General features: G+C 52.5%; 17 protein-coding genes. 4 read left to right on the forward strand and 13 right to left on the reverse strand.

Features of this window, described 5'->3' with window-relative positions:
- Positions 1-2: 2 nt before the first annotated feature.
- The 8 genes from arnF to nudI all read right to left on the reverse strand — a co-directional run bounded on the left by arnF (position 3) and on the right by nudI (position 8,088).
- Positions 3-389 carry a 4-amino-4-deoxy-L-arabinose-phosphoundecaprenol flippase subunit ArnF gene (arnF, locus tag OGX92_RS00770; RefSeq protein WP_003834713.1) on the reverse strand — a complete coding sequence of 129 codons (387 nt, stop codon included), beginning with the start codon at positions 387-389 and terminating at the stop codon, positions 3-5.
- Complete coding sequence (arnE, locus tag OGX92_RS00775) at positions 389-724, reverse strand: 4-amino-4-deoxy-L-arabinose-phosphoundecaprenol flippase subunit ArnE (RefSeq protein WP_003834709.1); 336 nt, start codon at positions 722-724, stop codon at positions 389-391. Before arnE ends, arnF begins: the two co-directional genes overlap by 1 nt.
- Positions 721-2,379 carry a lipid IV(A) 4-amino-4-deoxy-L-arabinosyltransferase gene (arnT, locus tag OGX92_RS00780; RefSeq protein WP_125112628.1) on the reverse strand — a complete coding sequence of 553 codons (1,659 nt, stop codon included), beginning with the start codon at positions 2,377-2,379 and terminating at the stop codon, positions 721-723. Before arnT ends, arnE begins: the two co-directional genes overlap by 4 nt.
- Positions 2,376-3,278, reverse strand: a complete 903-nt coding sequence (gene arnD, locus OGX92_RS00785) for a 4-deoxy-4-formamido-L-arabinose-phosphoundecaprenol deformylase (protein ID WP_063940550.1) — start codon at positions 3,276-3,278, stop codon at positions 2,376-2,378. Before arnD ends, arnT begins: the two co-directional genes overlap by 4 nt.
- Positions 3,275-5,257 (reverse strand): bifunctional UDP-4-amino-4-deoxy-L-arabinose formyltransferase/UDP-glucuronic acid oxidase ArnA, encoded by a 1,983-nt coding sequence (gene arnA, locus OGX92_RS00790; RefSeq protein WP_286586122.1) that lies wholly within the window; start codon positions 5,255-5,257, stop codon positions 3,275-3,277. Before arnA ends, arnD begins: the two co-directional genes overlap by 4 nt.
- Positions 5,254-6,237, reverse strand: a complete 984-nt coding sequence (gene arnC / locus OGX92_RS00795; RefSeq protein ID WP_193134236.1) for an undecaprenyl-phosphate 4-deoxy-4-formamido-L-arabinose transferase — start codon at positions 6,235-6,237, stop codon at positions 5,254-5,256. The genes arnA and arnC overlap by 4 nt, the downstream gene beginning before the upstream one ends.
- A gap of 2 nt (positions 6,238-6,239) precedes the next feature.
- Positions 6,240-7,379: a UDP-4-amino-4-deoxy-L-arabinose aminotransferase gene (gene arnB / locus OGX92_RS00800; RefSeq protein ID WP_286586123.1), complete on the reverse strand. Its 1,140-nt coding sequence runs from the start codon at positions 7,377-7,379 to the stop codon at positions 6,240-6,242.
- Positions 7,380-7,707: 328 nt separating this feature from the next.
- Positions 7,708-8,088 (reverse strand): nucleoside triphosphatase NudI, encoded by a 381-nt coding sequence (nudI, locus tag OGX92_RS00805; RefSeq protein ID WP_286586154.1) that lies wholly within the window; start codon positions 8,086-8,088, stop codon positions 7,708-7,710.
- 318 nt (positions 8,089-8,406) lie between these two features.
- Here nudI and OGX92_RS00810 point away from each other — a divergent pair, with 318 nt between their 5' ends.
- Entirely contained in the window at positions 8,407-8,949 is a 543-nt protein-coding gene (locus OGX92_RS00810; protein WP_181510638.1) for a YfaZ family protein, read from the forward strand.
- 79 nt (positions 8,950-9,028) lie between these two features.
- Positions 9,029-10,225: a nicotinamide mononucleotide deamidase-related protein YfaY gene (locus OGX92_RS00815; RefSeq protein WP_286586124.1), complete on the forward strand. Its 1,197-nt coding sequence runs from the start codon at positions 9,029-9,031 to the stop codon at positions 10,223-10,225.
- 38 nt (positions 10,226-10,263) lie between these two features.
- Here the strand turns inward: OGX92_RS00815 and OGX92_RS00820 are convergent, their stop codons facing one another.
- The 4 genes from OGX92_RS00820 to glpA all read right to left on the reverse strand — a co-directional run bounded on the left by OGX92_RS00820 (position 10,264) and on the right by glpA (position 15,441).
- Positions 10,264-11,193 carry an Rpn family recombination-promoting nuclease/putative transposase gene (locus OGX92_RS00820; RefSeq protein WP_191222341.1) on the reverse strand — a complete coding sequence of 310 codons (930 nt, stop codon included), beginning with the start codon at positions 11,191-11,193 and terminating at the stop codon, positions 10,264-10,266.
- Between the two features lie 183 nt (positions 11,194-11,376).
- Positions 11,377-12,567, reverse strand: coding sequence for an anaerobic glycerol-3-phosphate dehydrogenase subunit GlpC (glpC, locus tag OGX92_RS00825; protein WP_286586125.1), 1,191 nt, complete (start codon positions 12,565-12,567; stop codon positions 11,377-11,379).
- Positions 12,564-13,823: a glycerol-3-phosphate dehydrogenase subunit GlpB gene (gene glpB / locus OGX92_RS00830; RefSeq protein WP_003834683.1), complete on the reverse strand. Its 1,260-nt coding sequence runs from the start codon at positions 13,821-13,823 to the stop codon at positions 12,564-12,566. Before glpB ends, glpC begins: the two co-directional genes overlap by 4 nt.
- Positions 13,813-15,441, reverse strand: a complete 1,629-nt coding sequence (gene glpA / locus OGX92_RS00835) for an anaerobic glycerol-3-phosphate dehydrogenase subunit A (RefSeq protein WP_125112623.1) — start codon at positions 15,439-15,441, stop codon at positions 13,813-13,815. Before glpA ends, glpB begins: the two co-directional genes overlap by 11 nt.
- 270 nt (positions 15,442-15,711) lie before the next feature.
- On the opposite strand from glpA, the gene glpT reads away from it, so the two are divergent.
- Positions 15,712-17,070 carry a glycerol-3-phosphate transporter gene (gene glpT / locus OGX92_RS00840; RefSeq protein WP_003834677.1) on the forward strand — a complete coding sequence of 453 codons (1,359 nt, stop codon included), beginning with the start codon at positions 15,712-15,714 and terminating at the stop codon, positions 17,068-17,070.
- A gap of 3 nt (positions 17,071-17,073) precedes the next feature.
- The gene (gene glpQ, locus OGX92_RS00845; RefSeq protein WP_191222343.1) at positions 17,074-18,141 is read left to right on the forward strand and encodes a glycerophosphodiester phosphodiesterase; all 1,068 of its coding nucleotides are present in this window, start codon (positions 17,074-17,076) and stop codon (positions 18,139-18,141) included.
- Between the two features lie 60 nt (positions 18,142-18,201).
- Here the strand turns inward: glpQ and OGX92_RS00850 are convergent, their stop codons facing one another.
- A complete protein-coding gene (locus OGX92_RS00850) occupies positions 18,202-19,080 on the reverse strand; it encodes a LysR family transcriptional regulator (protein WP_008785317.1) in 879 nt (292 codons plus the stop codon).
- Positions 19,081-19,124: the final 44 nt, after the last annotated feature.

The raw sequence follows: 19,124 nt of genomic DNA on the forward strand, positions 1-19,124 counted from the left end.
TCTCAGGGTTGGTGTTTGCGTGAAGGCAGAAAAATCGTCATTAGCCCTGCCATGATGCACAGTACCCCTGCCAGCGCTTTCACTGAAAATGTTCCCTGCCAGCCGGGCAGGATCATTGAGGCAACCCACACCAGCACATAGCTCAGGCTGAGTAGGGCATAGGCTTTGCTCAGCGCAAGTTGGTGTAGGGCTTTATGCCAGCAAATCACTGACAGTAAATACCCTGTCAATCCGGCATATAAAGCAAACGCTCCGATACTGACAGAGAATACGGCAGAGATGAACGCCAGCGGCTGCAGCATTGGCGGCAGATTATCCATCGCAAAGCCGAGGCTCAACTGGGCGATAGAGGTGATCATCACGCTACATAATCCCCAAAATACGCCCATTACACTGCACTCCCAAGAATAAATATGCCGGTAATGATCAGCCCAACGCCCAGCCAGTGGCGGGTTGTTACGGGTTCGCGCCAGATTTTCCATGCGGCGAGAGTAACCCAGACAAAGTTAAGGCTCAGCATGGGATAGGCAATACCGACAGGAATGTTTTGTAAAACTGCCAGCCATAGCAGCATGGCCAGGCCGAGGCTTGCCAGAGCAAGCCCAATCCATTGCGTAATGTAGCGTTTTCGCGCACGAACAGACACCGGTCGGGTCGCCTGCTTCTGGCATAGCTGGCCGCAGACGCTGAGCAGGCTGGCGAGGACTAAGGCTATCCAGATCATTTGGGCCGATACTGAATCAGGACCAGACGCCCCTGATTATCAATGTAGTCAGCGGGAGGGATGGCAAGTTGATTAATATCTTCATTCTTATCAATCGAGAGCACGAGCGTAATGTTTCCTTGCTGTCGATGTTGCGCTAACCAGTCGGCAAAGCCTTCCCGGCTGACAAAGCGACCCTGGGCATCCGGGTAGTTGAGGCCATATTTTAACTCGCCCGTTTGTCCGTACATCATGATGTCGTCGCGCTTCAGGCTCCAGGCCAGTCCCGCAGCGACGCCAACGCTGTCGGTGAGAATATAACGGCTCGGCTCCAGCGATTCTTTGGTCATCTCGACAAAAAACTGCGGCTGTTTAGATTCCATCACCCGGTCAGGAATGGAGAAGCCAAATAACAGCGCCAGCCCTAATGGGCATAGTGCTGCGAATTTCCAGTTCTTCTCGCGGTTATTTAGCGTATACCAGCCAAAAAGCGTCCAGATGATAAAGATGCCCCAGGCACAAAAAACCTTATACGTTTCGATATGCGACCAGACTGGCGTCTTCAATGGACCCAGCGTGGAAACAATAAACGTGGCGACGATGCCGACGATGCCGAACAGCACGTTGATCCAACCATTCACGCGCAGCGCGGTCGAGCCTTTTTCCGCAGCCTGCAGGCCGAAGCGCGCCGTTAATATCGCCAGCGGCGCGAAGCAGGAAAGAATATAGGTCGGCAGTTTTCCTTTCGCGATGCTGAAAAACAGGATTGGCATAATAATCCAGCTTAACAGGTACAGAGCACTGCGCGGAACATCCCGCTCACGCCAGCCCGTACGCAGCGCGCCGGGGAGTAGCCCGAGCCACGGTAATGTGCCTGCCACAAATATCGGGATGTAGTACCAGATAGGAGCCTTATGCTGGGCATCATCCTGCGCAAAGCGCTGAATATGTTCAACCCAGAAGAAGTAATGCCAGAAATCCGGCTCGCGTTGCGCAATCGCTATACCCCACGGTAGTACGATCGCGATGCAGCCGATCACCGCCAGCAGACCGTAGAGAATGAGGTCTTTCCAACGCTTTTGTGCAAAAACCCATGGTAATACGCTAAGCACAGGGACGGCGAGTGCCAGAAAACCTTTGGTCATTACACCCATACCGCAGGTCAGACCAAGCAGCAAAAAAGCGATGATTTTGCGTGTTCTGGTGGTGGCCTGCATGCCTTCCCAAAAACAGCACATGCCCGCCATCAGCCAAAGCGCAATGATGGGATCAAGTACCGCGTAGGTGCCGATGCTGTAAACCGAAAAAAACGTTAAAAAGATAGCGGAGGAGAGTACGGCGGTACGCTTATCCTGCCACAGTCGCATGGCAAGCCAGGCTACCAGTAGCGCCGTCATCAAAGTGGCAAAAATAGCCCCCGCTCTGACGCCAAAATTATTGGCGCCAAACAACCATTGTCCGATGCTGTTCAACCAGTATCCGGCAATTGGTTTTTCAAAATAACGCAGCCCTAAAAAGTGTGGAACGATCCAGTCACCAGAGTTGAGCATTTCCCGGCTGATTTCAGCATAGCGCGTTTCATCAGGCTGCCAGAGCATACGGCTGTTGATAGGTAAAATAAAATACAGTGCGATTAAAGCGATAAATGCCAGAGTGTAGCGGGCAGCAGATTTCATTGTGTCACACTCAACGGTTGTTGGCAGCCGAGCCATCCCTCTCTGCCGGGTATTTTTCCACGTACGATCTGTCCTAACGGCAGTGTACTGATGTCGTCAGGTAACAGCTCGCCAAGCGGGCAGAATGTCATCCCCATGTCCGCGGCGCGAGTAAGCAGCTCGTCAAAATTCTGATGAAAGGCGATGCCTTCAACTTCCGCATGAATGGTGTACACCGGTGTTCCTCTGCTCATCTGGATGTGGGAGAGAATATAGGAGTTGAAGTCCACCGCCTGGACCTCCTGACCAACCACTTCATCCCATGTTGGTAGGGTGACGGGAATTTGTGGCGTCCCCGTTTTCCCGGATTCCAGCACCGGACGAAATAACGATGTTCCCCGACAGTCACTGTTATAACGCAGATGGAATGCTTCTTTGGCATGGACGACACGGTTGTCGGCACGCCATCCGGCAACGGCAGAGCAGGTGACTGGCTGACCGATGATGGCTTCAAGTGCGGTGATACCTTGCGAAATATCATCAATCAGCTGTTTGTCATTCCAGTTTCCGCTTCGCGCCTGCCAGGCGTGATGATCCCAGGCATGCAAACCAGTTTCATGAATCTGGGCGGTTTGTGCAATGATTGCCGCGTTGGCCTGGCCGATCTCTTTTCCCGGCCATGCGGTTCCAGCCAATAAAATATCCCATCCGTAGAGCGATGCTGCGTTTGAACGCAGCATTTTCCACAGAAATTGCGGCTTCACAAGACGCCAGAGATGGCGCCCCATGTTGTCAGGCCCAACGCTAAAGAAAAAACTTGCCCGAACGTTATGTCGGTTTAATGTCTCCAGCAGGCGGGGCACGCCTTCGCGCGTCCCCCTGAATGTATCGACATCAATGCGCAAGCCTACTTTGGTCATGATGTGTGTTCCGTGATATCCACACTGCGTAAGAAGAAGTCCAGCGTCTCTTCTACCGTTTCCTGCATCTCAATGGTCGGTTCCCAGTTCAGGCAGCGTTTTGCATTGCGAATGTTAGGCTTACGATGCTCAACGTCTTGATAACCTTTACCGTAGTAGCTGCTGCTTTCGACGTCACGGAAACCGGCAAACGGCGGGAAGTGGTTACGCAACGGATGTTTTTCAAAGCAGGAAAGCAGCATTTCTGCCAGTTCCTGAATACTTGCTTCGTTCTGCGGATTACCGATGTTGATAATCTCACCGTCACAGCGGCCGCCTTCGTTTTCAATGATGCGGTACAGAGCTTCGATACCATCACGAATGTCGGTAAAGCAGCGTTTTTGCTTACCGCCTTCAATCAGCTTAATCGGTGAACCTTCCACGAGGTTGAGGATCAGCTGTGTAATGGCGCGTGAGCTGCCGATACGCGCGGCGTTTAGGCTGTCCAGACGCGGTCCCATCCAGTTAAACGGGCGGAACAGGGTGAAGCGCAATCCCTCTTTTTCGCCGTACGCCCAGATAACACGGTCCAGTAACTGCTTGGATACGGAGTAGATCCAGCGTGGTTTATTGACCGGACCGACGATCAGATTCGAACTGTCTTCATCAAAGACTTTGTCGGTACACATGCCGTAGACTTCGGAGGTTGACGGGAAAATGATGCGCTTGCGGTATTTCACGCAGTAACGAATGATTTTCAGGTTTTCTTCAAAATCGAGCTCAAATACGCGCAGCGGGTTGCGGGTATATTCGATAGGCGTTGCGATCGCCACCAGCGGCAGCACAACGTCGCATTTTTTCACATGATATTCAATCCATTCGGAGTGAATGCTGATATCACCTTCGACGAAATGGAATCGCGGATGTTGCAGGAAACGCCCAATGGCGTCGCTGCCAATATCGAGTCCATACACTTCGTAATTATCTTCTTGCAGCAGGCGCTCGGTCAGATGGTTACCAATGAAGCCGTTAACGCCGAGGATCAGTACGCGAGTACGGCGTTTGCTGGTGGTCACTGACTGGCTGTTCAGGCGAGAACCTGGCACCAGACCCAGAACTTGCGCCAGTTGTGAACCCTGCATTGCAATACCATCGCCAGCTTGTCCGGTAATAATCTCCAGTGCACCATCGACACAGGCGATCAGTAAAGGAGACACGGAGATGACGGTGCCCGGCTGGGCCGCAATGTCGTTTGTGCAAACGCGCGATGACCAGACGGTGAACTTTTGCGTGCCAACATAGCTAAATGCGCCCGGCCATGGATCGCTGACGGCACGAACCTGGTTATGTAACTCTGCGGCTGGTTTGTTCCAGTCGAGGAAGCTATCTTCCGGCGTACGGCGACTAAAACAGGTAGCCTCTGCTTCCTGTTGGGGGAGTTCTGCATAATCTCCCGTTTTAATCGCGGGCAGCGCCTCTTCCAGCAGGTGACGCGCTGCCTGGCACAGCTTATGGTGCAGCGTTAACGCCACATCATCTGATGAAATAGCAACGCGCTGCTGGGCAACAATGGCACCGGCATCCGCGCGTTTGACCATGCGGTGAAGCGTGACGCCGGTTTCGGTTTCGCCATTGACCAATACCCAGTTCAGCGGGGCGCGACCACGGTATTTCGGCAGCAGCGAGCCGTGCAGATTAAATGCGCCCTTAGGGGCAAGACTGAGGATCTCATCACTCAGTAAATGGCGATAGTAGAATGAGAAGATAACATCCGGCGCCAGTTGGCTAATGCGCTCAACCCACAGGGGATGATTAACCTCGTCGGGGGCGTAAACCGGAATACCGGCGCTGGCCGCGAGGCGGGAAACAGATCCAAAAAACGCTTTTTCACCCGGATTGTCTGTGTGCGTAAAAATGGTAGCGATTTCATAACCTGCATCCAACAAGGCCTGGACACCCTGACATCCCATATCGTGATAGGCAAATACGACGGCTTTCATGCGCGGTTTTCCTCGGTTGACTGCGTGGTTTGTGGGCGAATAACGTGTTGAACAAAATAGCGGGGGCGGGCGCGGACATCGTTATAGATGCGACCGATATATTCGCCGAGTAAACCCATGCCAATAAACTGTGCGCCGATAAAGGTAAACAGGACGGCAAACAGCATGAATACCCCTTCCGCTGCCCACTGCGGGCCGAGCGTCAGGCGCAGAACAACAAGCAGGACTGATAAGGTAAAGCCCGTGGCGGCGATCACGCTGCCCAACAGGCTCAGCATGCGAAGCGGTGTTGTGGTAAGGCAAGTTACCAGGTCATACATCAGGTTGATCAGACGCATGAAGCTGTATTTGGAGTCACCAAATTCACGCTCTGCATGATGTACCGGGATCTCCGTGGCGCGACGGGCAAAAATGTTGGCCAGAATAGGGATAAAGGTGCTGCGCTCCTGGCAATGCAGCATGGCATCGACGATGTGACGGCGATAGGCGCGTAGCATGCAGCCGTAATCACCCATTGCTTTACCGGTGGTGCGCTGTATCAGATGGTTGATCATTCGTGAGGCGGTCTTACGAAATACGCTGTCCTGACGGTTCTGGCGTACCGTGCCTACCACATCGAAGCCTTCATCTGCGGTGGCGACCAACCGTGGGATCTCCTCCGGCGGGTTTTGCAAATCGGCATCCAGTGTGATGATCAAGTCTCCGGTGACATGGCTGAAACCGGCCATAATCGCCGAGTGCTGTCCGTAATTACGATTCAGTAAAATAGAGACAATATGGCTGTTCGGTGCCTGAGAGGCGTCCATCATCAACTGAGCGGAACGGTCGCTGCTGCCGTCGTCGATGAGCAGAATTTCATAGTCTTTGCCCAATTTCTCGCAGGTGGCGCTGGTGCGTCTGATTAACTCTGGCAGGCTTTCCTGTTCATTAAAAACGGGAATGACCACCGAGACTTTTTTAATCGGTGTGGCTTCAAACATGGTTATTGTCCTGCGATCTCGCGAAGCGCCGTAATGACCCGCTGGGTATCCGCTTCAGTCATGTCTGGGAATAACGGCAGCGAGCAGATGCGCGCGCTGTTCCATTCAGTATTTGGGAGCGAAAGGGTAGTGAAGCGTTCGCGATAATATTTTTGCGTATGGGCCGCACGAAAATGCAGACCGGTGCCGATATCTTTGGTCTTCAGCGCTTCCATCAGGGCATCTCTGCTCAGCCCGCAGCGCGTTTCGTCAACTCGAATGATGAATAAGTGCCAGGCATGAACGTGCGACCATTGGGGCAGGCCCAGCGGTTGAAATGGCGTATCAGCCAGCGCTTGTTGATAGAGCTGGGCAATTTGCGCCCGGCGTGAGTTCAGTTGCTCCAGCTTATTCAGCTGTACCAGCGCAATAGCGGCATTGATATCCGTCAGGTTGTATTTGTATCCAGGTGCAAGCACTTCGGCTTGTGGTGCCCGGCCGTAGGTTTGTCGATCAAAAGCATCAACGCCCAGACCGTGAAACTTCAGGCTGCGAAGCCGCTGAGCGAGCTGGCTGTCGTCGGTAACGATCAGTCCACCTTCCGCACAGGTGATATTTTTAATAGCGTGAAACGAGAAGATTGCCGTACCGCGAGCACCGACATGACGGCCCTTATACAATGTCCCTACGGCATGGGCTGCATCTTCTATTACCGGGATGCCATAACGCTCGCCAATGGCATAAATCGCGTCGAGGTCGGCGGGAGCGCCAGCGTAATGTACCGGAACAATGGCTTTGGTTCGTGGGGTGATAGCGGCTTCAATTTGCTCAGGTGTGATCATAAGCGTATCGCGGTCGACGTCGATCATGACGGGCGTTGCCCCCAGCAGGACAATCATGTTGAGGGTAGAAACCCACGTCATCGACGGCGTTATGACCTCGTCGCCTGCGCTTACGCCCAATGCCATCAGCGTGATGTGCATACCCGCCGTGGCGGAGCAGATGGCGACGGCGTGTTGATTTCCTGTGAGCTGACAGAAGGCTTCTTCCAGCTGTTGATTTTTCGGGCCGGTGGTTATCCACCCAGAGTCCAGAACTGCCTTCACTGCGGCAAGTTCTTCAGCACCCATTGCCGGGCGAGAGAAAGGCAAAAAGTCAGACATCATTATTCCTTCAAGCCATTTAACGCCACCAAAGCTTTATTTTTAGTGATAAACAGGGGCGTCGTTAATTATTTGATCAGGCTACAAAGGTTAATGACTGAAGGTTAATTTATCCTTAAGAGTTTAAGGTTTGGGATAGACGGATAAATAGAGGTGATTTTTATTTATCTTGATGAAATTAAATTATTTTTTCAGTTTTTGCGGCATTGCTGTTTGCTATAAGTTTATGAGTACAATGCCGCTATTCGGAATGTTAATTATATGCCGTTATTAAAATGATAACCTACAGTAACCCTTTCAAGGTTAACGTTTTACGCGTGGCGATATTTTAATCGTAGGCACCGAGATCTTCCGGTTTAACCCAGGCGAATGCCTGGAACTCTTCGTTAATCTTCACTTCACGATTCGCCGCCACACAATCGAAGATGAGATAAATCATGTAAATCTCTTCCTGACTGCCATCAGCATAGGTTTTAGTGCGAATATCATCACTGAAGGTCCAGGGGGTAATTTCTGATAACACCAGTTGTTCGCCCAGCTCTTCCCTCACTTCACGGCGCAGAGCTTCTTCAATACGTTCACCCGGTTCAACACCGCCACCGGAAAGCGCCCACTGACCGGGAAACACACCGCGGTCATCAGCCATTTTGCAGAGTAAATAACAGCCATCGTTTTGAATTAATGGGCAAACAATCGTTCTTTGGCGCATCATTCGAGTCCTTGTGGGGGAGGTATAGAAAAATTCCATCATGTGCTCATCTTACCTTTTGCTGGCGGCAGAAAAAATGTTTCATCGGCAATTAAGAGCGCTTTGGCAGGGAAATCAGGATGTTTGTTGAAAATGACGTTCTGGGACGTCCATCTGTGTAATTGGCACAAGAATTTAACCTTTAACAAATCTTGTGAGTAGTATTTAGTTACAATATGTCATTGCATCGCTTTTTTAGCTCATTGATTCCTCGTCATCTGACAGTACAATTCATCGGTTTTGGGGCTATGTTTTGATTCTTGCTGGAAAGGATAGAAAATGAAAAAAAGTTTACTGTTGGGTTTCGCCGGAATGTTGTTTGTTTCCGCGTCGGCGAACGCGATTAGCATCAGCGGCCAGGCTGGTGAAGACTACACCAACCTGGGATTCGGTATGGGCACTGAGACCACCGGTCTGGCTGTCAGCGGTAACTGGATGCATAACGATGACGACGGTGATGTTGCCGGGCTGGGTTTAGGTCTGAATATCCCACTGGGGCCGCTGATGGCGACCGTTGGTGGTAAAGGTGTTTATACCAATCCAAATGATGGCGATGAAGGCTATGCTGCCGCTGTCGGTGGTGGTTTACAATGGCCGATTGGCGATAGCTTCCGTCTGTTTGGTGAGTATTATTACTCTCCTGATTCACTTTCCAGCGGTATCGACAGCTATGAAGAAGCGAATGCCGGTGCGCGTCTGACCATTATGCGTCCGCTGAGCATCGAAGCCGGTTATCGTTACCTAAACCTGGCAGGCAAAGACGGCAACCGTGATAACGCGATTGCTGATGGCCCGTACGTTGGGGTTAACGCCAGCTTCTAACATTTCTGGCGCGGCGTTCAGTCGCGCCTTCCCCCCTCCATGCGTTATAGTGTTTTCATCATAAAAGCAGGAGAACACGATGTTAAACGTGGAGATGCTATCCACAGGGGATGAAGTGTTGCACGGACAAATCGTCGACACTAATGCCGCCTGGCTGGCCGATTTTTTCTTTAATCAGGGTTTACCGCTAACACGCCGCAACACGGTAGGTGACAATCTTAACGATTTGGTCGCCATTTTGCGTGAGCGTAGCGAACACGCCGATGTACTGATCGTTAATGGCGGTCTGGGACCTACCAGCGATGATTTGAGCGCGCTGGCAGCGGCAACGGCAAAAGACGAAGGGCTGGTGTTGCATGAAGCATGGCTGGCCGAGATGGAGCGATATTTCCGCGATCGTGGCCGCGTGATGGCGCCAAGCAACCGCAAACAGGCTGAACTCCCAGCCAGCGCTGAGTTTATCAATAATCCGGTGGGTACCGCGTGTGGGTTCGCCCTGAAGCTTAACCGCTGCCTGATGTTCTTTACACCGGGTGTACCGTCAGAATTCAAAGTCATGGTGGAGCATGAGATCCTGCCTCGTTTGCGTGAGCGTTTCTCTTTGGCTCAACCCCCGTTATGCCTGCGATTAACCACCTTTGGCCGTTCTGAAAGCGACCTGGCGCAGAGCCTGGATCCGCTCCCGTTGCCTCCGGGAGTAACAATGGGCTATCGCTCCTCAATGCCGATTATTGAGCTGAAGCTGACCGGTCCGGATTCCCAACGGGAAGCGATGCTGGCGCTGTGGCCAGAAGTTAAGCGGGTTGCCGGGCAGAACATGATTTTTGAAGGTACGGAAGGCTTACCCGCGCAAATCGCCCGCACGTTGCAAGAACGGCAATACAGCCTGACGCTGAGCGAACAATTCACCGGTGGTCTGGTGGCATTGCAGCTTTCTCGTGCGAATGCTCCGTTATTGGCGAGTGAAGTGGTTCCGCCCCAGGAAGAAACGCTGGCACAAACGGCGCATTGGATAACCGAGCGACGCAGCAAGCATTATGCTGGATTGGCACTCGCGATATCGGCTTTCGAAAACGAACATATTAACTTTGCGCTGGCCACGCCTGATGGGACACACGCCTTGCGCGTACGGCTGAATGCAAATCGCTACAGTCTGGCGATTCGTCAGGAAGTGTGCGCGATGATGGCGCTAAATATGCTGCGCCGCTGGCTTAACAATCAGGATATCGCTAGCGAACACGGCTGGATCGAAATGGTTGAGTCGTTGACGATTTAATTATTGATTGGGAAGGCTAAATGCCTTCCCAATCTGGCTCATGCGGTGGTATCGCCAGGCAATAGCCCGGTAATTAACTGAACTAAATCACGATCAATACCTTGTTCCAGCATTATGTGAGCGATACGTAAGGCTTCTTCTTGCGTACCTTTTTGCACCCCTTGTTCTAACCCTTGCTGTATCCCTTCTTGCAGTCCATTTTGGTGGCCTTCCTGCCTGAGCCTCTCTGCAATTGTCATCAGCTTCTCCTTGTGCTGGGGGGTTCGTTCGGCAACTTCGCGGATAAACTCGCTGGCGCGAGAAACGTCGCCGTACCGTAGCAGGTAATTAAATAGCGTTTGTAGCTGGCTGTCATTAGCCGTGCTTGTAACTAATAGCGAGACCAGTCGATCCACTAACCCCATTAAATCACGATCGCGGATATGTTTTTGCATCAACTCAAGCAGCGCAACCCCACGATGCTGCGCGATTTCATCGTCAGGTATTACGGTAAGGTCGACCAGCGGAAAGGCTTCTGAATAAAGCTGTCGTGCCAGCTGTGGATTGTCAAATTCATCCAGCCAGTTTAGTGACCAGGGATAAGGACTTTGTTGGCCGTGATAAAACAACATGGGGATCACCAGCGGCAGCGTTTTATTGCCGGCATCAAGATGATGCTGCATCGCCGAGGTGGCATATCGCATCAGGCGAAATGCCATGTGCGGTACCGCGGTACTCTGATGTTCAATAACACAATAGATATAGCCCAGGCCTTCGCGGGTTTTTAGTGACCACACTACGTCGGAGTAGTATGCGCGGAGATCCTGTTCGATAAAACTGGTGGACTCCAGCTTCAGCGTTTGTAAATCACATATCTCACGTAATGCGATGGGAAGGTGTATATCCAGAAAATCCCGAGCCATCTCAGGGTAAGACATTATCTTTTTAAAAACGGCATCATGCGGTGTAGATGTAGTGGATTTAGCCATGGTAGTCCGTCACCAGAAAGAGAAGATGGCGTGACGGTATCTACTTTTAATATGCACTGCATGTGGGAAATGGGTTCTTTGCGTGGATGAATCAGAGATAAATACGCCCGACTGCAACGTATTCAATTAAGCGGAACGGGCTACGCAAAAATGCCCGGTAGCAAATGCTACCGGGCAACAGAGTTAACCCAACGCTTTGGCAAGCAGGGTGATAGGATGTTCGCAGCGCTTGCTTGTTGACATCTCAATCTGCCATTTACAGGTTTCGCAGTCGGTGACGACGATATCAGCGCCGCTTTCTTCAATCTGGCGGAATAACGGTGCGCCGATAGACTGTGAAGTCGGATAGTTTTCCTTTTTAAAGCCGTAAGTCCCGGCAATCCCGCAACACTGAGAATCCAGCACCGTCAGCTCCAGCCCTGGAATTTGTCGCAGTAGCTCCAGCGTATAGAGCGTCCAGCCCATTTTCTCCATGTGACATGGCGTGTGATAGACCACCTTCAGCGGCAGCGTTTTCAGCGGCAGCGTTTTACCTTCATCCAGCTTGCGCCATAGCCAGCGGGTTGCCAGTTCAATGTGTTCACGCAGGCCTGAGTTGTCGACATCCAGCACTTCCGGATATTCATCACGTAGCGCAAAGGTACAGGTTGATGAGGTGGCAATCACCGGAATGCCTTTGCCATCAATTGCCTCTCTGAGTGAGGCCACGTTGCTTACTGCCTGCTTACGCGCTTTATCGGTAAAACCGTTGGCAATCAGCGGCACGCCGCAGCATTTCTCTTTACTCAGCAGTTGCACGCCGGTTCCCATCGCATTCAACACCTTAATCAGGTCATTGCCGAGCTGGGGATGGTTGTAATTCACAAAACAGCCGTGGAAAAAGGCGACCTGATCCTGATACTGCGCCTGCTGTGCGGCAACGCTACGATACCAGCGGCGGAAGGTGCCAAAGGAGTACTTCGGCAGCGTACGGCGATGATCGATTTTTAACGCGTAATCCAGCAATTGACGCACCGGTTTTAATGAGGTGGCGGTATTCACTATTGGGGCGAAGGGGGTGGATACGCTACCCATTAAATCTGTATGGCTTAAGACAAAGTTACGCAACGATGGGCGCGTCGTGTCGTATTTGGCACGCGCGCGCTGGATGATATCGCCGATTTTCACGTCTGACGGACAGGCCACTTCGCAGCGTTTACAGTTGATGCAGTATTTCAGCGCGTCGTCATATAGCGCGCCATCTTTCAGGCGCAGACGTTCACCGTCCGGGCCGGCCTGCTTAGGGCCCGGGTAGCTCGGATTGACGCGGCTTACCGGGCAGGCGGTGGTGCACACCGTACATTTGATACAACTTTCAAAACGTGTGTCGCTCATTGCTGTCCTCCTGCACGTTTCGCAATATGATGCGCGGCATGTAAGGCGCTAACTGCGCACACGCCGCCTCCGCAACCCTGGGCGATAGGGTCGAATCCGCCGAGGACGGAACCGATGGCATACATGTTCTCTATCGTTTTTCCCGCCAGTGATGGACGCAATGCGGTATCGGTTGTTACGCCAAACTGTTGCCACGGTTGTGGATCGAAAACATCACGCTGATACCACTCGGCGCGGGTAGCTGTTTGCTGTACATCAAGTCCCAGGATTGGTTCGTGGATTGCCTCACGCGTGGCGACCAGCCCGCTGCTGAAGAAGCTGCCGCTGGCGAGCACGGCGAAACGTGGCCGCAAGGGGATATCGGCATGATTTCGGGTCCAGATTTCGCTGACCACGCCATCCTGACAGGTGATTTTTTTCACTTCATCACCCGGCATCCACACACCGCCCTGGCGCACAAACTGGCGCTGTAATTTGTTGTGCAAACGCATGCCCAGCACCGAAGGTGGTAGGGTCGGTAACAGTGTCAGCGAGCAGGGGAGGCGCTCGTTAAGCCACTGCCAGAGCCGCTCATCGGCCAGACCAAAGCATGCCGGCATGATTATCATGTCGCAGGTTTTTGCCATTGGCAGCAATGCGTCATAGAGCAGCGACCATTTATCTTCGTTATCCAGCAGGCGCGCAATATTAACGGCGCGAAACTCGGTTGGGTTATCACGCAGGACATCCAGCTCCGGCAGCTCGATTTCTGCCGTCTCGACGCTGAGATTGCGTTGGCGTAATGACGCTGCGGCGAGATGCGCCTGAAAATCCAGTAACCCGCTAATCCCTACAACGCAGATACGCTGCGCGGACAGCGGCCAGACCGGCACTTCCGGGGAACTTAACCAGGTTGAGCGCAGGGTGCCCAGCGGGGTAACACGTTGATGCGCCTGATGCACTTTGCCCTGCAAATGCGTTCCGCATTCATCCAGTAAATTTTGCGCCTGCTGGGCCAGTTCCAGAACGTTCTGCGTTCCGATGGTGCTATACGGATGTGTGGGTGCCTGAGTGCGCAGCGCATTCAAACCCGCTTCTATATCCGTCACCGGTTGACCATCGGGTAAGCTGCTGAGCAAATCCAGTGAGCCGGAGGAAAAATGCAGGGCGCTTTGGCCGCGGGTAACAATCGTGCAGCGCAGTCCGCTTTTTTGCAGTTGCAGGCCACATAGCAGTCCGGCGAGGCCGCCGCCGATAATGACGGTATCAAATTTCATCCTGGTGCTCCTTTTCCAGACCACACAACCCTTGATAAACCCAGCGCGTGAATTCGCTTTCGCGCAGCGCATCTCCCCAGGCGATAGGCTGCACGCCTTTCCAGCGTTCATTGAGGAAGTCGGAAAGCTGGGTAATGGACTGCGCTGCGGTAGTGACATTAAAACGTTGCAGTAAACCTGCGGCGCGGCAGGCACACAATTCGCCCTGGCAGGTCCCCATTCCAACACGGGTACGGCGACGCAAATCGAGCAGGCTGTTGACGGTTAAATTCTCGACGGCGTATTGCACTTCGCCTGCGGTGACTGCTTCGCATTCGCAGACCAGACTGCGGTGCTGACGGCCTTCGCTAAGCCACGCAGGGGTGCGATCGCCGTGACGGTAGACCGCCGAGCCGCGCAGTGGCGCAGGCAATGAGATCACGCGTTTAAGCGTATGCTCGGTAGATTCCTGTGAGCCAGGCAGCGCGGTGTCTGCCGTTGTGCAAGGCTGGGTATTGCCCAGCTTACGACAAACGGCATCGGTGGCCCATTCCGCCATCAGGCGGTAGGTCATCAGTTTGCCGCCGGTAATGGTGATAAATCCGTCCAGTCCGTCACGTTCAGCGTGATCGAACAGTACAATCCCACGGCTGACGTTACGACCGCTTGGGTCGTCGTCGCTAGCCACCAGCGGGCGTACGCCAGAGTAGGCGCGTAAAATGCGCGTTTTCGCCATAATCGGCGCCAGCTTCTCGCCTTCACGCAGCAGAATATCGACCTCTTCTGCGGTGACGCGGTTGCTGTCGATATCGTCGTAATCAATGTGCTGTGAGGTGGTACCGATCAGTGAAATGGTATCGCCAGGCACCAGAATATCGGCGTCAGATGGCTTACGGCAGCGGTTAATGACATGCTGGTTAATGCGATGATCCATAATCAGCAACGAACCTTTGGCCGGGAACATACGGATGCTCAGATCGGCATATTCCGCAATGCGTTGACCCCAGATCCCAGCGGCGTTGACGACAACCGGTGCATGCAGGGACTGCATTTCGCCTGTCAGATGATTGCGCACGTTAACGCCGCAAACCGTTGCGCCTTCGCGGATCAGTCCCGTCACTTCATGCGCCGTTAAGATAACCGCGCCATGCTCACGCGCATCCAGCATGTTAGCTGCTGTTAAGCGGAAAGGATCGACCGTGCCGTCTGGTACTTTTACTGCACCAATCAGTTGTGGATTCACAGAAGGTTCGATAATACGTGCCTGCTGAGGGTCAATCGCTTCTGCGCGAATCCCTGCCTCTTCACAGGCGCGAATAAAGGTGGACTGGAAGGACAGCTCATCCTCCGGCAGGGTGATAAACAGACCGTCCGTTGGCTCAACGCAATGGCGGGCGATACGTTTCAGAATTTGGTTTTCGCTGATGCACTCACGGGCAGATTCAGCGTCGGTGACGGCGTAGCGTGCACCGCTGTGCAGCAGACCGTGGTTGCGCCCGGTCGCACCTGTGGCGATATCGTGGCGTTCCACTAAGATGACGCGCAACCCGCGCAGCGCACAGTCACGTGCGATCCCTGCACCTGTTGCTCCTCCACCAATGATAATCACGTCACTTGTTTGCGAGTCGCGAGTTTTCATTGTTTTTCCTCACAGTTCGTTTTTTATCATTTAGCCACATAAAAAACATGGATTGTTTGATTTCGCGCATAATCGCTCATTATTCGAAAATGAAACGTGATTTCGTGCGCCTTTATGAACATTTGTCATAAATCTGTAACAATATGTGCTGCGTTTCACATTTTTGTTATGTATCTTTCCTTAACATCGCGGCCACACTGGGAGCGGTAGGGTAGTAATGACGAACTGCAGTGTTTACTTCGAATGAAAGACGGCCACGGAGGCTACACTATGTTGAGCATTTTTAAACCAGCGTCACACACGGCGCGTTTACCTGCAGCGGAGATCGACCCGACATATCGTCGATTACGTTGGCAGATTTTTCTGGGGATTTTCTTTGGTTATGCCGCGTACTATCTGGTACGTAAGAACTTTGCCCTTGCGATGCCGTATCTGGTTGAGCAAGGTTTCTCGCGTGGCGATCTGGGTTTTGCGTTGTCCGGTATCTCCATTGCTTACGGATTTTCGAAATTCATCATGGGGTCCATTTCGGATCGCTCGAATCCGCGCGTTTTCCTGCCAGCCGGTCTGATTCTGGCCGCCGCAGTGATGCTGTTCATGGGCTTTGTGCCGTGGGCGACATCGAGTATTGCTATTATGTTTGTGCTGCTGTTCCTCTGCGGATGGTTCCAGGGGATGGGCTGGCCGCCGTGTGGCCGTACTATGGTGCACTGGTGGTCGCAGAAAGAGCGTGGAGGAATTGTTTCCGTCTGGAACTGTGCGCACAACGTGGGTGGCGGTCTGCCTCCGCTGTTGTTCCTGCTGGGTATGGCCTGGTTCAATGACTGGAAAGCGGCGCTGTATATGCCTGCTTTCGGTGCGATCGTCGTCGCGCTGATTGCTTTTGCCCTGATGCGTGATACGCCGCAGTCCTGTGGTCTGCCGCCTATCGAAGAGTATAAGAACGACTATCCGGACGATTACACCGAGAAAGCGGAAGAAGAGCTGACTGCGAAGCAGATCTTCATGCAGTACGTACTGCCGAACAAACTGTTGTGGTACATCGCTATCGCTAACGTGTTTGTTTATCTGCTGCGTTACGGCATCCTGGACTGGTCACCGACCTACCTGAAAGAAGTGAAGCATTTCGCACTGGACAAGTCATCCTGGGCCTACTTCCTGTATGAGTATGCGGGTATTCCGGGCACGCTGCTGTGCGGCTGGATGTCGGATAAAGTCTTCCGTGGTAACCGTGGTGCGACCGGCGTGTTCTTTATGACGCTGGTAACTATTGCAACCATCGTTTACTGGATGAACCCGGCAGGCAACCCGAACGTGGATATGGCTTGTATGATCATCATCGGCTTCCTGATCTACGGCCCGGTAATGTTGATTGGTCTGCACGCGCTGGAACTGGCACCGAAAAAAGCGGCGGGAACGGCGGCTGGCTTTACCGGTCTGTTCGGTTATCTCGGTGGTTCTGTGGCCGCGAGCGCCATTGTTGGTTACACCGTTGACTTCTTCGGTTGGGACGGCGGCTTTATGGTGATGATTGGCGGTAGCGTGCTGGCGGTTATTCTGCTGGTAGTCGTCATGATTGGCGAAAAACGCCATCACGAAGAGATGGAACTGAAGCGTAACGGGGGCTAATAGATGAAAACCACATTGAAAAGCTTCAGCGTGGCGCTGATGCTCGCAGGTATGGTGGTCAGCAGTGCAGCGGTTGCCGCAGATAAAATCGTGATTGCGCATCGTGGCGCCAGCGGTTATCTGCCGGAGCATACGCTGCCAGCAAAAGCGATGGCCTATGCCCAGGGTGCGGATTATCTGGAGCAGGATTTGGTTATGACCAAGGATGACCATCTGGTCGTCCTGCATGACCACTATCTTGACCGCGTCACCGATGTTGCCGAGCGTTTTCCGGATCGTGCGCGTAAAGATGGGCGTTACTACGCCATCGACTTTACGCTGGATGAAATTAAATCGCTGAAATTTACCGAAGGCTTCGATATCGAAAATGGCAAAAAGGTCCAGACCTACCCAGGGCGCTTCCCGATGGGTAAATCTGATTTCCGCGTGCACACGTTCGAAGAAGAGATTGAGTTTGTTCAGGGATTAAATCATTCCACCGGTAAAAACATCGGTATTTACCCGGAAATGAAAGCACCGTGGTTCCATCACCAGGAAGGGAAGGACATTGCGGCTAAAACACTGGAAGTACTGAAAAAGTACGGGTATACCGACAAGAACGACAAGGTCTATCTACAGTGTTTTGATGTTGCAGAGTTGAAGCGCATTAAAAATGAACTGGAACCGAAGATGGGGATGGATCTCAATCTGGTACAGTTGATTGCGTACACTGACTGGAATGAAACCCAGGAGAAAAAGCCGGACGGCAGTTGGGTGAATTACAACTACGACTGGATGTTTAAACCGGGTGCCATGAAGCAGGTTGCGCAGTATGCGGACGGCATTGGGCCGGACTACCACATGCTGATTGATGAGAAGTCGAAGAAGGGCAATATCTCGTTAACTGGCATGGTGCAGGACGCACATCAGAGTAAGATGGTGGTGCATCCTTATACCGTTCGCGCCGATCAACTGCCGGATTACACCACTGACGTAAACCAGCTGTATGACATTCTTTATAACAAGGCGGGCGTTGACGGGCTGTTCACCGACTTTCCCGACAAAGCAGTGAAATTCTTGAATAAAGAGTGATGGCGTAAGGCCTGTGATGCACCTCCGGTCACAGGCCTTAATGGATGAACGTTTTAACTGCTAGATAAGGCCGTCTGCTGTCAACGTTTCCATACATGCCTGCAGGAGAAATAAAGGGCTGCCGTCCACCGGCGGCTCTTTTGCCAGTAAGGATATCTGTCGATAGAACGTTGGTTCCAGCGCGACTGAGCGTACTTTCCCACCAACCGCCTTCAGCGTTAATTCCGGTAATAATGCTATACCCAGCCCCTGACGAATAAAGCTCATCGCGGTATCCGGATGGTTAAACTCGTATTTAATGACCGGTTCAATCCCCTTCTCTTTAAATAGCGCCATGATGCTTAATTCATAGCGACCTTTGCTGATAATGAGCGGTTCTCCAACCAGTTGTTCCACTGAAATCGTGCTATTGGCCGCCAGCGGATGGCTTTCAGGAACTACAACGGTAAATTTGTCGCGATACACCGGTACGCAGTACATGCCATTTACCGGGAAATGCACAAATCCCGCATCGATATCCCCACTGCGCAGGGAATCAACTATTGCCGTGCTGTTTTCTTCATAAGGGATAATTTTGATATGCGGGTGGTGCTGTTCGAAGTGGTGGATGATGCCGGGCAAAATGCAGGCACAGGCGCTGGGAAAGCAGCCGATACGCAGGGTTCTGGCCGGGTTTTGTCGCTCCTGCTCGGCAATCTCTTTCACCGCGTTGGTTTCAGACACGATCGTCCGCAGGTGCGAAACGATCCGACTCCCGGCCGGACTAAGTTGAATGTCTTTGCGGCGTTCGCGGATAAGAATATCAACCCCTAGCTCTTCCTCTAGCGCTGAAATTGCCTGGCTAACGGCGGATTGGGTCATGTACAGCCGCTTGCTGGCTTCGGTAAATCCACCGTACTCAAGTACGGCAAGCAGGGCGTGGATCTGGGTTAGTGTCATTAGTTCCCTCTAATCAATAATATTAAAACGATTAATTTCTCTAA

Origin of the sequence: Citrobacter sp. Cpo089, assembly GCF_030332695.1 — a bacterium.
GTDB lineage: Bacteria > Pseudomonadota > Gammaproteobacteria > Enterobacterales > Enterobacteriaceae > Citrobacter > Citrobacter portucalensis.